Source organism: Shinella curvata, assembly GCF_022899935.1.
GTDB classification, from domain to species: Bacteria; Pseudomonadota; Alphaproteobacteria; order Rhizobiales; family Rhizobiaceae; genus Shinella; species Shinella curvata.
The window spans coordinates 536,162-550,427 of record NZ_JALJCJ010000004.1 but is presented as its reverse complement, the minus strand read 5'-3'; the positions used below and the strand labels follow the sequence as shown (position 1 = coordinate 550,427).

General features: G+C 62.8%; 13 protein-coding genes. 1 reads left to right on the top strand and 12 read right to left on the bottom strand.

Annotation, left to right across the window (positions count from 1 at the left end; genetic code table 11):
• Positions 1-224: 224 nt before the first annotated feature.
• From MUU55_RS17500 to MUU55_RS17465, 8 genes are all read right to left on the bottom strand, one after another.
• On the bottom strand, positions 225-2,930 hold the full coding sequence (locus MUU55_RS17500; protein ID WP_244762026.1) for a DNA translocase FtsK: 2,706 nt from the start codon (positions 2,928-2,930) through the stop codon (positions 225-227).
• Between the two features lie 107 nt (positions 2,931-3,037).
• Positions 3,038-4,105 (bottom strand): ABC transporter ATP-binding protein, encoded by a 1,068-nt coding sequence (locus tag MUU55_RS17495; protein WP_244762025.1) that lies wholly within the window; start codon positions 4,103-4,105, stop codon positions 3,038-3,040.
• 11 nt (positions 4,106-4,116) lie between these two features.
• A complete protein-coding gene (locus tag MUU55_RS17490; RefSeq protein WP_244762024.1) occupies positions 4,117-4,950 on the bottom strand; it encodes a carbohydrate ABC transporter permease in 834 nt (277 codons plus the stop codon).
• A 4-nt stretch (positions 4,951-4,954) separates the two neighbouring features.
• Positions 4,955-5,878: a carbohydrate ABC transporter permease gene (locus MUU55_RS17485; protein ID WP_244762023.1), complete on the bottom strand. Its 924-nt coding sequence runs from the start codon at positions 5,876-5,878 to the stop codon at positions 4,955-4,957.
• Positions 5,879-5,964: 86 nt separating this feature from the next.
• Complete coding sequence (locus tag MUU55_RS17480) at positions 5,965-7,224, bottom strand: ABC transporter substrate-binding protein (protein ID WP_244762022.1); 1,260 nt, start codon at positions 7,222-7,224, stop codon at positions 5,965-5,967.
• A 37-nt stretch (positions 7,225-7,261) separates the two neighbouring features.
• On the bottom strand, positions 7,262-8,434 hold the full coding sequence (locus MUU55_RS17475; RefSeq protein ID WP_244762021.1) for a PLP-dependent transferase: 1,173 nt from the start codon (positions 8,432-8,434) through the stop codon (positions 7,262-7,264).
• Positions 8,431-9,153, bottom strand: coding sequence for a FadR/GntR family transcriptional regulator (locus MUU55_RS17470; protein WP_244762020.1), 723 nt, complete (start codon positions 9,151-9,153; stop codon positions 8,431-8,433). Before MUU55_RS17470 ends, MUU55_RS17475 begins: the two co-directional genes overlap by 4 nt.
• A gap of 175 nt (positions 9,154-9,328) precedes the next feature.
• Entirely contained in the window at positions 9,329-10,177 is an 849-nt protein-coding gene (locus MUU55_RS17465; RefSeq protein ID WP_244762019.1) for an ATP-grasp fold amidoligase family protein, read from the bottom strand.
• 177 nt (positions 10,178-10,354) lie between these two features.
• Between MUU55_RS17465 and MUU55_RS17460 the strand changes: the two genes are divergently transcribed.
• Positions 10,355-11,863: a lipopolysaccharide biosynthesis protein gene (locus MUU55_RS17460; protein WP_244762018.1), complete on the top strand. Its 1,509-nt coding sequence runs from the start codon at positions 10,355-10,357 to the stop codon at positions 11,861-11,863.
• 6 nt (positions 11,864-11,869) lie between these two features.
• Here the strand turns inward: MUU55_RS17460 and MUU55_RS17455 are convergent, their stop codons facing one another.
• The 4 genes from MUU55_RS17455 to MUU55_RS17440 all read right to left on the bottom strand — a co-directional run bounded on the left by MUU55_RS17455 (position 11,870) and on the right by MUU55_RS17440 (position 14,265).
• Entirely contained in the window at positions 11,870-12,988 is a 1,119-nt protein-coding gene (locus MUU55_RS17455) for a GumK N-terminal domain-containing glycosyltransferase (RefSeq protein WP_244762017.1), read from the bottom strand.
• A gap of 127 nt (positions 12,989-13,115) precedes the next feature.
• A complete protein-coding gene (mnhG, locus tag MUU55_RS17450; protein ID WP_244762016.1) occupies positions 13,116-13,514 on the bottom strand; it encodes a monovalent cation/H(+) antiporter subunit G in 399 nt (132 codons plus the stop codon).
• Positions 13,511-13,792, bottom strand: coding sequence for a K+/H+ antiporter subunit F (locus MUU55_RS17445; RefSeq protein ID WP_244762015.1), 282 nt, complete (start codon positions 13,790-13,792; stop codon positions 13,511-13,513). Before MUU55_RS17445 ends, mnhG begins: the two co-directional genes overlap by 4 nt.
• Entirely contained in the window at positions 13,789-14,265 is a 477-nt protein-coding gene (locus MUU55_RS17440) for a Na+/H+ antiporter subunit E (protein ID WP_244762014.1), read from the bottom strand. The genes MUU55_RS17445 and MUU55_RS17440 overlap by 4 nt, the downstream gene beginning before the upstream one ends.
• Position 14,266 lies beyond the last annotated feature (1 nt).

Genomic DNA, 14,266 nt, shown 5'->3' with positions numbered 1-14,266 from the left:
ATTTCACGGGTTGGCGGCACTATTCACAGAACACTCCGCCATATGCAACAGGCCTCAAAGACCCCAGTGTAAGCCAAATCGATTAAATGGCATAAGCGAAATAAATTTCCCGTGGACAGGGTAAAAATCCGGCCCGCTCGCGCAGGCCGGATCCGGAAAATCCATCCATTTCAAATAAGTAGGACAAATGCCCGGCGATCGGGCATTCGCCGCTGGAAAAGATGTCAGTCGTCTTCGGCCGGTTCCGGCGCCTGGAAGCTGCCGCGTTCACCCGAGATGATCTCACGTTTGCCGACATGGTTTGCGGGGCCGACGAGACCTTCCTTCTCCATGCGCTCGACGAGAGACGCAGCGCGGTTGTAGCCGACGGCAAGACGGCGCTGGATATAGGAGGTCGAGCACTTGCGGTCGCGCAGCACGACCTTGACGGCCTTCTCGTAGAGATCGTCGCCGTCTTCGGCAGCGATATCGCCCTTGTCGAAGACGGCACCACCGGCAGCCGGCTTTTCCTCTTCCTCTTCTTCCTCGTCGGCCGTCACCGTTTCCAGATATTCCGGACGGCCCTGGGCCTTGAGGTGCAAGACGACCTTCTCGACTTCCTCGTCGGAAACGAAGGGGCCGTGGACGCGCGAGATGCGCCCGCCACCGGCCATGTGCAGCATGTCGCCCTGGCCGAGGAGCTGTTCGGCCCCCTGCTCACCGAGGATGGTGCGGCTGTCGATCTTCGACGTCACCTGGAAGGAGATGCGCGTCGGGAAGTTCGCCTTGATCGTGCCGGTGATGACGTCGACCGAGGGACGCTGCGTCGCCATGATCAGGTGGATACCGGCGGCACGGGCCATCTGGGCGAGACGCTGGATCGCGCCTTCGATCTCCTTGCCGGCGACCATCATCAGGTCGGCCATCTCGTCGACGATGACGACGATATAGGGCATGGGCTCAAGCGAGAGTTCCTGCTCCTCGTTGATCGCCTCGCCGGTTCCCTTGTCGAAACCGGTCTGTACGCTGATCGAGATCGTCTCGCCCTTGTCGCGGGCGGCGGCAACACGGGTGTTGTAGCCGTCGATATTGCGCACGCCGAGGCGCGACATCTTGCGATAGCGGTCCTCCATCTCGCGCACGGCCCATTTCAGTGCCATGACGGCCTTCTTCGGGTCGGTGACGACGGGGGTCAGGAGATGCGGGATGCCGTCATAGATCGACAGTTCCAACATCTTGGGATCGACCATGATCAGGCGGCACTCTTCCGGGCGGAAGCGATAAAGCAACGACAGGATCATCGTGTTGATGGCGACCGACTTGCCCGAGCCGGTGGTGCCGGCGACGAGCAGGTGCGGCATCTTCGCGAGTTCCGCGATGACGGGTTCGCCGCCGATGGTCTTGCCGAGGCACAATGGCAGCTTGAAGCCGGTACGGGCAAAATCCTGGCTTTCGATCATCTCGCGGAAATAGACCGTCTCGCGCGTCTGGTTCGGCAGTTCGATGCCGATGACGTTGCGGCCGGGCACGACCGCCACACGGGCCGAAAGAGCCGACATCGAGCGGGCGATATCGTCGGCAAGGCCGATGACGCGGGAGGATTTCACACCCGGCGCTGGCTCGAATTCATAGAGCGTGACGACCGGGCCCGGGCGGACATGGATGATCTCGCCGCGAACGCCGAAATCTTCCAGAACGCTTTCGAGGAGGCCGGCATTCTGCTCAAGCTGTTCCTGTGTCAGAACGAAGCCGACGGTGCGCGGCGGCTCCTGCAACAGGTCGCGCGGCGGATATTCGTAGGTATCGCCGGCCGGCGTCGCCAGGGTAACCTGGAATGGCTTGGCACGGGAGAGAACCGAGGACGGCATTTCACGCACGGGCTCGGCAAGCGCAACCGGGGAAACGGCGGCGGCCGGCGTCGGCTTGAATTCGAAAACCGGCAGGACGACCTCGGCAACGGTTTCGACGACCGGCGACGGAGCGATCGCAGCCGGCTCGACCTTCACTTCGGGCACAATGACGACAGCTTCGGCGATGATGGAGCGGGCCGTTGCCGGACGGCATTCGACGACACGGAAGAGTGATGCGATTGAAGACGGTTCTTCACGTGTCTCGGCGGCCGGCATCGGTGCGGGCGGGACGACGATAGGCGCCGGCGTTGGCAGCGGCATGCGCACAACGGTGGCGACCACAGCAGGTTTTGCCCGGACCTCGACGGCATCTTCGTCGGGAACGAACGTCTCCCAGAATGCATGGTCCGAGAGATTGGCAAAGCCGGCGATGGCGGCGCGGACATCCGCCTTCACGGCGGGGTTTGCTGCGGCAACGGCGGGTGCAGCCAGCCGCGGGGCAATGGGCGCACTCGGCTTGAACACCACGGCGGCATCTGCCGGCGTACCGGTGGTACCGGCGGCAACCACGGCCTGGACGAGCGGCGGGGCGGGTTCGGCCGGAGCGGGCGCAGCCGCAGCGGCCTCTGCCCGCTGCTCTTCTGAGCGGCGGCGGCGATCCTCGAGAGCCTCGCGCAGGCGCTGAAGCAATTCGGCCTGGCTGAGCTGCGGCGTCAGGACGGGCTGGGCGGCCTCAACGGGCTGCTCAGCCGTTTCGGCGACCGACTGGCTCCGTTGTGCTTCTTCGGCAGCAGCTTCCTCGATCTTCGCCGCGACCTTGTCGGGCGTGCGGGTGAAACGCACGTTCGGGGCCATGTAAAAATGGCTCTCCCAGCTGCCGTCGGAAAACTGGCCGGGATCGTAGCTGCGCAGCGCCGGCGAGCGGAACCTCGGATGATAGGCCTCGTCGTTCGCCACCGGCTCATCCGCGGCGTGCCAATCCTCTATTTCCGGCGCAATATCCGGCAAAGCGTTGTTTTCATAGGAGTAGTTCGGCGAGTGCTCGCCGTTCTGCTCTTCGGTTTCGAGGATGGGATAGAAGTTTGTTCTGGAAATACGCATGAACCTGCACACTCGACGATCATTGCCGATAGGGATGCGTAGATGGTTAGGAAATGAAGGTTAACAATGTCTTTGGACCGGACGGAAATCGTGTTCCCATTCCCGTTTCAATCCACCCGTTTCCCATCGCTCTCGAACAGATGCAGCTTGTCCTGCGGCAGGTCGACGCGGATCGTGGGACCGGGTTTCAGCATCCGCCTGTCCTGTGAAAATATTTTCATCGGGATACCGTGGATCGTCACGTGCATGATGATTCCGAAGCCCGTCGGCTCGATGAGATCGACCTTAGCCTCCAGCGCACCGTTGTCGGCGAGAATCACATGCTCCGGACGGATGCCGAGCGTCGCCGCCGAACCTGATTCGACACCATCGCGCTTGCGCACCGGCATCGTCGTGCCATTCGGGAGCCTGAGGTCGGCATGATCGCCCGAAACGAGATACCGCCCCTCGAAGAAGTTCATGCCGGGAGAGCCGATGAAGCCAGCGACGAAGAGATTGGCCGGCCGGTCGTAGAGCTCGAGCGGCGAGCCGACCTGCTGGACGATGCCGCCATGCATGGCGACGATGCGGTCCGCCAGCGTCATCGCCTCGATCTGGTCGTGCGTGACGTAGATGGAGGTCGCGCGGAGATCGCCGTGCAGCTTCTTGATTTCAGCGCGCATCTGCTCGCGCAAGCGCGCATCGAGATTGGACAGCGGCTCGTCGAACAGGAATGCCTTCGGCTGGCGCACGATGGCGCGGCCCATGGCGACGCGCTGGCGCTGGCCGCCGGACAGCGCCTTCGGGCGTCGTTCCAGCAGGGGTTCGAGGCCGAGCTTTGCGGCGGCCCCGCCGACGGCACTGGCGATCTTCTCCTTGGTGGAGCGGCGCAAGCGCAGGCTGTAGCTCATGTTGTCGGCGACGCTCATATGCGGATAGAGCGCGTAGGACTGGAACACCATTGCGATATCGCGGTCTTTCGGCGCGAGGTCGTTGACCCGCTTGCCATCGATGCGGATATCCCCCGACGTCACGTCCTCAAGCCCCGCAATCATGCGCAGCAGGGTGGACTTGCCGCAGCCGGAGGGGCCGACGAGCACGATGAACTCGCCGTCACGGATGGTGAGATCGACGCCGTGCAGGACGGGGAACGCACCGAAACTCTTGCGGATGCTCTGGATATCGATGGAAGCCATGGGAAAACCTTTCAGCCTTTGACCGCACCGGCCGTCAGGCCCTGCACGAGGTAGCGCTGGATGAGCAGGAAGAAGAGGCAGGCCGGGATGAGCGCGAGAATGCCTGCCGCCATCATCTGCCCGAAATCGACCGAGAATTTCGAAACGAAGGTGAGCAGCCCGACGGGGAAGGTCGCCGCATCGTTGCCGGAGATCAGCATCAGCGCGAAGAGCAGTTCGCTCCAGGCGGCGGTGAAGACGAAGCCGAGGGTGGCGGCGATGCCGGGCAGCGTCAGTGGCAGGATGATCTGGCGGAAGGCGACGAACTGTGTCGCCCCGTCGATCATCGCCGCCTCCTCCAGATCCTTCGGAATACCATCGAAGAAGGACTGCATGAGGAAGGTGGCGAAGGGCACGTTGAAGGCGGTGTAGACGATGACGAGGCCGGTCAGACTGTTGGTGAGGCCGAGCGGCGAGAGCATCTTGAAGATCGGCGCCACCAGCATGACCAGTGGGAACATCTGCGTGATCAGCAGCAACGCGACGATCCAGTACTTGGCCCGGAAATTGAAGCGCGACATCGCATAGCCAGCGAGCGAGGCGAGGATGGTCACGGCGACGGCCGTGGAGCCCGCGACGATCAGACTGTTCTTGAAGAAAGTCGGAAAGGCGCTGTGCGCGATGACGAAAGTGTAGTGCTCGAAGGTCGCGCGCGACGGCCACATCCGCACGCCTTCGCTGTAGAGCAAATCGTTCGGCGTCACCGAGACCTTCAGCAGCCAGAACAGCGGGAAGAGCGCCACGACGATATAGGCGAGGATGGCGAGGCGGTGCGCGACGGTGAGGAGGAGCTTGCTGGTTCGCATGGCGTCAACCCTTGTTCAGCAGCGTCTGGCGCAGCACCACGATGAGCATCGAATAGGCAAGCAACAGGACCAGCAGCACCAGCGCGATCGCCGACGCATAGCCGAAATCGAGCCGCTTGAAGGCCTGCGTGAAGATGTAGCTCGCGACGATCTGTGTTCGGTCCGCCGGCCCGCCATTGGTCATGACCACGATGAGGTCGGCGAAGTTGGAGATCCAGACGGTGCGCAAGAGAATGGTGATGGCGATGGTTGGCGCCAGAAACGGCAGCGTGATCGAAAGGAAGCGCTGCACGGGCCCTGCCCCGTCTATGCTGGCGGCCTCATAGAGGTCGCGGGGGATCGCCTGAAGGGCAGCGAGCAGCGTGATCGCGAAGAACGGAATCCCCCACCAGACATTGGCGACGATCGGCCCCCACATGGCGAGATGCGGATCGGAAAGGATATTGTTCGGCGCATCCATGATGCCGAGCGCATACATCCAGTGTGGCAGCGGCCCGATCACCGGATTGAACAGCCACGCCCAGTTGAGGCCCGCGAGGAAGCTCGGCACCGCCCAGGGCAGGAAGACCAGCGCCTGCGCAAGGCCACGGCCGGCAAAGGGCTTATCCAGAAGCAGCGCGAGGATGAGGCCGAAGAAGAATTGCAGAAAGACCGAAGCGCCGGTCCACCAGAGCGTGTTGCGCAATGCACGGAAAAATGCCTGATCCTCGGAGAGCGCGCGAAAATGATCGAGCCCGATAAAGCCGCCGGAAAACGGGTTCAGCAGCTGGATATCGCGGAACGCGTAGGAAATGCCGAGCACCAACGGCACCAGCATGACCGTGACGATGAGGATCAGCGCCGGGGCACTATAGAGATAGGGCTCCGACGCGTCGGCGATCCGCTTCCTGAGCGGCTTGGCGGCTTTCTGATGGGCGACAATGGTCATCGTCTCGCTTCCGTTCCCGGGTTGCGCGGCGTTTCAGAAGATGGCTTCGGGCGGAGCCTCGTTTCTCCGCCCGGAAGTTTCCCGGCCTATTTCTTGGCCAGGAACTTTTGCTGTGCCTTGGTGAGGTAATCGGCCCACTGGTTCGCAAGGTCTTCCGGCGTGATGTCGCCGAGGAGCGCTTCCTGCGAGGTCTTGATGACCAGCGAATCCTTGAAGAAGGCGAATTCTTCGAGATGCGTCGGCATCACGGTCGGCACGGCATCCTTGTCCTCAAGCTCCGCGAACCAGCCTTTGAACTGCTCGCTGGCATAGAAGGGATCCTTCTCCGCCGAGGTGTGCACCGGCAGCGCGCCCGTGCGCTTGTTCCACTCGATATTGCCTTCGGGCCCCTCGAGCGTCTCGATCAGCTTCCAGGAAAGGTCCTTGTTTGCGCTGGAGGCAAACATCGACCAGCCGGCAAAGCCGATCGTCGGGAAGGTCTTGCCGTCCGGGCCCTTCGGCATGGTCATGATGCCGTAGTCTTCCGCCTTCATGCGCTCGGCAATGGCGATGAGCGCATCCGGGTCCTGGTCGAGGAAGGCGCAGGTGCCGGAATAGAAGCCGGCAACGATCTCGTTGAAGCCCCAGTTGACGCTGTCCTTCGGCGCATAGCCATTCTTATATAGGTCGATCACCCAGGTGAGACCCTTGACCCAGCCCTCGCTGTTGAAGGTGGAAGTGCCGTCCTCGTTGAAGAACGTGTTGTCGCCGGCCATGGAGGCACCGAACATCACCCAGCCGTTCAAGCCGCCCGGACCGCCGCGCAGGCAGTAGCCGTATTTTCCTGGCAACGCCGACACCTTCTTGGCGGCTTCAGCGAATTCGTCCATGGTCTTCGGCGGCTCGGAAACACCGGCTTCTGCCAGCAGCTTCTTGTTGTAGAACATGGCCCGCAGATAGAAGCCGTAGGGCAGCATATAGGCCGTATCCTTGATGTCACGGCCGAGCTCCAGCGCGCGCGGCGTCAGGCCCGCCGTGTGCTCCCACTTGGCGAGGTAGGGCTCCAGGCTTTCGAGCATGCCGTTATTGGCATAGAGCGACAGCCAGGTGTCGGGCATTTCGATGACATCCGGCACTTCGCCGGCCGACACCATGGTGGCGAATTTCTGGAACGCCTCGCCCCAGGGCAGCGAGATGATCTCGACCTTGGTGCCGGGGTTGGCGGCCTCGAACTTGCCGACGATGGATTTCAGCGTCTCGGTGCGCTCGGGACTGGTGATCACCTCGACGAGCTTCAGCGTCGTGTCGGCCAACGCGCTCGTCGTCATCAACGCGGTGAGCAGGGCTGCGGTCAAAAGTCTCTTCATGGTCGTTCCCTCTTTTCGTTTGCTTTGGATTTCGACGTCAGGTTTCGGTCGCGGCGGCCATCGCCGCTTCCAGATCACTCCACAGGGCCTCGGTTCCCTCCAGGCCGATATGAAGACGCACGGACCGCGCATCGATGCCGAATGTATGCGCGGAATTGGGTTGGGCCTTCTGCTCCAGCACGACTTCGCCCGGCACGATCAGGCTCTCATGCCCGCCCCAGGAGACGCCGAGCTTGAAGAGCTTGAGGTGATCGGCGAAGGCGCGCACATCGACGCCCTCGCGGAAGATGAAGGAGAACAGGCCGGAGGTGCCGGTGAGGCCCGGCGGCAGGCGGTTGGCGAGCGCGGGATGGCAGACCGTCTCGACGATATCGAGCGCCTGCAGCCGTTTGGCGATCTCCAGCCCCGCCGCCTCATGCGCCTTCATGCGGATCGGCAGGGTGCGCAGGCCGCGGATCAGGAGCCAGGCATCGAAGGGCGAGAGCTTGCCGCCGAGATAGGGATAGGCCTCGGAGCGGATGCGCCCGATCAGTTCCTTCGAGCCGGTCACGATACCCGCAACCACATCGCTATGGCCGCCGAGATATTTCGAGGCCGAATGCAGCACCAGATCGACGCCGAGCGTCAGCGGACGCTGGAAGATCGGGCTCGCCCAGCTGTTGTCGATGACGCTGACGGCGCCATGGCGCCTGGCAATCGCGGCGAGCGCGCCCACGTCATGCGCCTCCATCACCCAGCTCGTCGGACTTTCGAGATAGAGCAGCTTGGCGCCGGGCATGGCCTTCTCCATGGCCTCCTCGTCGCGCCCGTCGATATAGGTCACCTCGATCTTCATGCGCTTCAGATGCGTGCCGAACAGGCGGAAGGCATCCGGGTAGCAATGGCGCACGGCGACGATGCGGTCGCCCGGCTCGACGAAGGAGAGCACGGTGGAAGAAATCGCCGCCATGCCGCTGGCAAAACCCAGTGCATCCTCGCCGCCCTCAAGCTTGGCCAGCATCTCCTCGAAGGCACGCACGGTCGGGTTGAGGCCGCGCGTATAGATCGGGCGAACGATTTCGCCGCGATAGGCCGAGACCATCTCGTCATAGCTGCCGAAGGTGAAGAGCGAGGTCTGTACGATGGGCGGCACCACGGCCTCGAAAGCGTTCGCCTCGTCGTGAGCGACGATGAGCGAGGCAAGGTCAAACGGATCGGCTCCGTTGGTCATTTGGACATTTCCTTGATGTCTTCCTCGACGACTTCGAGGATCTTGAGCGTTTCGATGCGCGCGGTCTCGGGATCCTGCGCGGCTATCGCATTGAAAAGCGTGCGGTGGAACGGGAAGGAGCGGCGGGCAAAGTCCTGCCGGTCGAAGGGCTCTTCCCAGAAGCGCTCGAAGGCGCCGCGCATCTGTTCGAGAAGCTGCTTGAACAACGGGTTGTGCGTGGCGTCGTAGATGGCGAGGTGGAATGCCAGATCCTCGGGACCGGAGGTGCCCTTGGCGATATGCACGCGCTCCATCTCGTTGAGCTTTTCCTCGATGATGACGAGGTCCTCGGCCGTGCGGCGCTTGGCAGCCACCATGTTGGCCTCGCATTCGAGACCGCGGCGGACCTCCAGCGTCTGCAAGAGGATGTCGCGCAGATGCGCCGCATCGAAGGAGAGCGGCATGTGCACGGTCGCCGTGGTGATCGGCTTCAGGAGATAGGTGCCGCTGCCCTTGCGGCTTTCGATGACGCCGAGCGCCTGGAAATGACGGATCGCCTCGCGGATTGTCGAGCGCCCGACCACCAGCGCCGCCATCAGCTCGCGCTCGGCCGGCAGCCGGTCACCAGCCTTGAGGCTGGCCCGGTCGATATAGGACGCCAAAGCCTCCGTCACCTGCCGCGCACGGTCGATGGGCGGCAAAGGCGCGATCTGCGGCCTGCTGCTCGGTTCTGTCGGCATGACGCCGTCCCCTGTTTGATGTCAGCTTCTCAAATTGGTCTGACATCTTAGCATTATGCGGCGACCTGCCGGTGTCAAGGCATTAATCATCCGCAAGCAGACGGATCACCCATGAAAACGCGAAGGGCCGCTCGAGAGAAGGGCCCTTTATCGATAGTTCGGAGGCGAAGTCGGTTCAGTCAGGATGGGGGATCTCAAAACCGAGAGCCCATCTGTCGCCGAAGATGCGATCGTATTGCGGAGGGTCGAACAACTCGAAACCACCGCCAGGATAAAGGGTCAGTTCGCCAAGCTTGATCCAGTCGTCGCAGGCATAGAGGTCGATGCGCAGGAAATCGAAGCCTTTCCCGATCGTTTGCGCAATGCGCATCATCTCGTCGAACCGGGCCGGCTTCGGCACCTCGCCGGGATATGGCGCGAGATAGTCAGGATCCTGAAGAGGCAGGCGTATCCAGTCGGCGGTGTAGCAGCAATCGTAACCCTTGCCGTCGACGCGCAGATTCACCTCGATATGCGAAACCACGCCGTCGAAAGTAAAGAACCGGTAGTCCCACGGCACCCCGCCATCAACGACCAGCATCGCCTCGATCAAAACCTGCGGCTTTACCTGGCTATAGGCCCATTCGCGATTGAACCGCGCGTGATCGAGCGCCAGCCATGCCGGGAGCGGGTTTTCGTCGAGCAGGCGGCGAATGTCTTCCTGGGTGTAGAGGAAGCGCCCCTGTGCACTGGCATGCGTGGGCTTCACGACAGCCGGCAGCGGCACCTGAGACCAGTCCACCGTCGAAAGATCGGTTCCGACCCAATATGTCGGCACCACATAGGCAGGCCCAAGTCGTTCTTCGACGAAGGACTTCACAGCAGCCTTGTCGACCAGTGTGGCATAAATCGGCTTGCGGTCGTATAGTTTGCGCGCCTGAACCTTCTCGCTGAAGGTTTTAGGGTGATCGACGTCGGGCCAGCTACCCTTGATGACCCAATATTTCAGCCTTATGTAATATTTATCCGGCAGCGGTGCGATCACGCGCCAGATCAGATGGTGGAACATCTCTCTGAGCGTTCGCCGCTGATAGCCGGGAACAAGGAACGTTTCCTTGCGAACCGGGCTTTCCATGTTCGCCCCCAATATCTTTATTTTGCCCCCCTCACCAATGCCCGGCTTTATTTAATTCAAAGTTATCTTTTCATGCGAAAAGGGCGGATGACCAGCGTCCTCAGCTCCTCCCTGCTCAACCTGGCGGCAACGATCGTCTCGCTGGTCGCCGGCTTCCTCGTCAGCGTCATCAATGCGCGCGTGCTCGGTCCGGCGGGTTCCGGCCTCGTCGCCTATGCCATGTGGGTCATCGTCTGTGCGGCCGCCGTGGCGGATCGCGGATTTCCGCAATTGGTGCTGCGCTACGTGGCGGCCGCAAGCGACAAGGGCCAGCATGCCTGGGCGCCGCTCGTGCGCCGCGCCTTCGCCGTCTTCCTGCCGGCGGTGGTCGTTACCTTCCTCCTGTTGCTTGCCTATGGCGTCCATCATCATCTGTCAGGAGCGCCGGCCTCCTGGTTGTGGATCGGCGCGAGCCTGCTGTTCCTCGCCTATACGCTCTCGGCCTTTTCCGTCGCCGTCGCCCGCGGACGCGGACGCTTCGGCGAGGTGGCCGCCACCACGGTGGTCGGCAGCCTGCTCCAGGTACCGGTCGTCTTCGCGGGCGCCGCCATCATCGGCCCAGGCGGCGCGCTGCTCGGCATGCTGACCCGCTACCTGCCGCAGGTCTTCTGCCTGTCCGGTCATCTCGACCGCCGCACACCCGCCCCGCCCTCGGCCCTGACACGCGAGATGCAGGCCTATCGGCGCAACATGTGGACCAACGATGCGATCGACATCGTACTCCTCACGCGCATCGAGTTCCTCGTCGTCGGTTTTTTCCTTGGCGAGGCGGATATCGGTTACTTCGCCGCAGCCATTGTCTTCTCCGGTCTGGTCAGCCAGTTGACGCTTCAGCTTTCGCCGGCCTTCCTGGTCGGCCTTGCCGCGCGCGCGGCAACCGAGGACACGGCTCCGCCCCATGCCCTCTATCGCAATTGCCTGCGGTTCGCGGCGCTTTTCGTCATGCCGCTCGGCATCGGCGGAGCCGCAATCATCCCCGCACTCATCCCTGTCGTCTTCGGCGCGGACTTTGCCCCCGCGGTGAATTCCGGCGTGCTCTTCATGCTGGCTTCGGTTCCGGCGGGCCTTGCGGTCGTGCCCTGGGCGTATCTCGCGGCCCGCGAGCAGGGCAACCGGCTGCTTCGGGTGACGCTCGTCTCCGCCGTCCTCGTTTTCGTCCTGCTCCTCGTCGCCGTCCCCGCGGGCGGCCTGCTCGGCGCCGGATGGGCGCGCATCCTCGCCGAGAGCCTGACGTTCGGGCTTCTGCTGATGGCGGTCAGTACCCATGGCGGCCCCACGGCTCCCTGGGGCGCCCTCTCCCGCACATTCGTCGCAGCGAGCGCATGCGGTGGTGGCGCCTATGTCGTGACGGTTCTGCTGCCGGGCCTTTTGGGGCTACCGGTCGCGGTGACGTTGGGAGCGTTGGTCTATGTCGCCGCCGCACGCGTGCTGGGATTGATTGCCCCAGAGGAAGCGGTACGGATCGTCGGGATGGTCGAAGGGCGCCTGCCGGGCGGCCTTCGACCGCTGGCACGCCGTATCGCCGGCCTCATCGCGCCTGCGCCAGGTTCCGGCTGATGCCTCTCAGGCATGCACCGTGGCCAGCGTCTGCCGCGCCACGTCGTCCCAGGTCAGGATGCCGCGACGATAGGAATCGCTATGCGGCCAGGCAAGAGCAGCGTCGATGATCGCCCGCCAGTCGTTCTCTCCATCCAGCGAGTAGGTGATCTCGTTGCCGCGCGATACCGGAATGATGTCGGGCAGAAGGACGGGTAGACGGCAATAGGCATATTGCAGGAGTTTCAGGCTCGATTCGGCAAGATAGACTTCGCTGCTTTTCACGCGATAAGGCGCAAGGCCGATATCGGCATGCCGGATATACCCCGCCAGCGTCTCGAAGGATTGCTCGCCATGCACCCGGATGTTGCCCGGCGCATCGCCGACCCAGCGTATGCCGAACAGATGGAAGGTCACGTCAGGCGCGGCCGCGGCCATTCCGGCGATGGAACGCTGATCGAAGAGCATGTCGCCGACCGCAATCGCGTTGCGACTGCCAACTGGATAGGGTGAGGCCGCCGCACGGTCGAAAACCTCGCCCTCGATGCCCTGCGGCACGAAATGCACCTTGCCGCCGGGTGGCAGCATCTCGCCCAGTCGGCGCGAGGGGACGCAGACGCTGTCGAAAAACCCGATGCCCCGTTCTTCCACCGACCGCAGATAGGGCGCCGCCCCGACACTGCGCAGCAGGTCGCGGCAGAAATAGAGAAGCTTCGCCTGCGGGTTCAGCCGGCGCACGAGATCCAGGAAGACGACAGGCGTGCCGCTTTCGATCACGACGAGATCGGCACCGACAATCTTTTGACGAACGAATTCAGGCAGGTGACGACCGTAGAGGGCAAAGAGCGGCTTCACCAGCGCATTGACGAGCGGCCTGCCCGTGCTGAAGGCGTGCAATGGCGGCAGATAGGCACCGGCAAACAGCCGGGGCTCGACCTCGGCATAACGATTGTCCTGTGCGCAGCGCAACGCTTCAAGGCGCTGCTTCTGCTTGAAGCGGCTCATCCAGCTATGCCCGACGGTGGTGAAGAAGACCTCGCTGCCGGCAGAGGCCCAGCGCCGCGCCACGAAATGGATGCTCGCTTTCCGGAAGCCGTCCAGAAAGACATGCGACGACAGGATGACGATCCTCCTGCCATCAAGCATAGGCGTCCCTCGGATCGACGTCTCGCGATCGACGGAAAATGAGCGACTGTGGTCCATGGGGAAAAAGGTATACGAAACAACCTTAACATTACCGGAATAATGCCTGCGAGTTTTCGCGCGCCCTCGGTCAATCCGCCCTGGTTGCCGCGCCCTCCCGGTTCCCTGCTTCCACCGGCTCTTCAGCCGGAACACCCGGATTTCCTTCAGCTCGGTCCCGGTGCAAGGTCGCACGGGCAAGCAGCATCAGCGTCACCGGCGTCGTTACGGTCACAAAAATACCGATCAAAATCTCGTGAACGACGGGCCTCGTGGACAGAACCGTGAAGAAGATCATCGAGGCCATGACGATGCCGCCCGTGCCCCAGCTCGTGCCGAGCGTCGGCGCGTGGATGCGCTCATAGAACGTCGGCAGACGGACAAAGCCGATCGTACCGATCAGCGTCAGGCCCGCGCCGATGACCAGGAAGAAGGAAACGGCAAGCGCCGCCCAATCCGGCAGGTCGCCTGCATGCTCGATCGTGCTCATTCGATCACCTCGCCGCGCATCAGAAATTTGGCAAGCGCCACGGTGGCAACAAAGCCGAGCATGCCGATGACGAGCGACGCCTCGAAATAGATGACCTTGCCGGTGCGGATACCGAAGACCATCAGCAGCAGCATCGAGTTCACATAGAGCGTGTCGAGCGCAAGGACACGGTCCTGCGCACGGGGGCCCCGCGACATGCGCAACGCGGCAAGCGCCATGGCGGCGACCAGGCACACCTGCGCGAACACCATGGACCAGGAGAGGATCGTCTGGCTCATTCGAAAATCTCCATCAGCAGCGCCTCGTAGCGCCCCTTGATCAGGGTCTGCCATTCCGCCTCGTCGACGAGATCGAGAACGTGGATCAGCACGGTCCGGCTGAGCGAATTGTATTCAAGCCACGCGGTGCCCGGCGTGCTCGTCACCACGACGGCCAGCACCGCGAGCGCCGTCGGGTTCTGCAGGTCGAGCGGCACGGTGATGAAGCCCGACCGGAAACGCCGTCCCCGTCCCGCCACCAGGATCGAGGCGACCGCAATGTTCGAGCGCACGATATCGTAGAGCACAATGGCGACGAGTTTCGGCAACAGATACCATTTCGGCATGCGCGGCTTGACCGGACGCAGCGAGGCCATGCCCCATGAGGCGAAGACCGCGACGATACTGCCGAGAATGAGATGGCCGAGCGTAAAGCCGTTGAGGGCGAGCCACATGAGGAGGAGCGAGGCGCTGAGCAGCGGATAGGGCAGCATG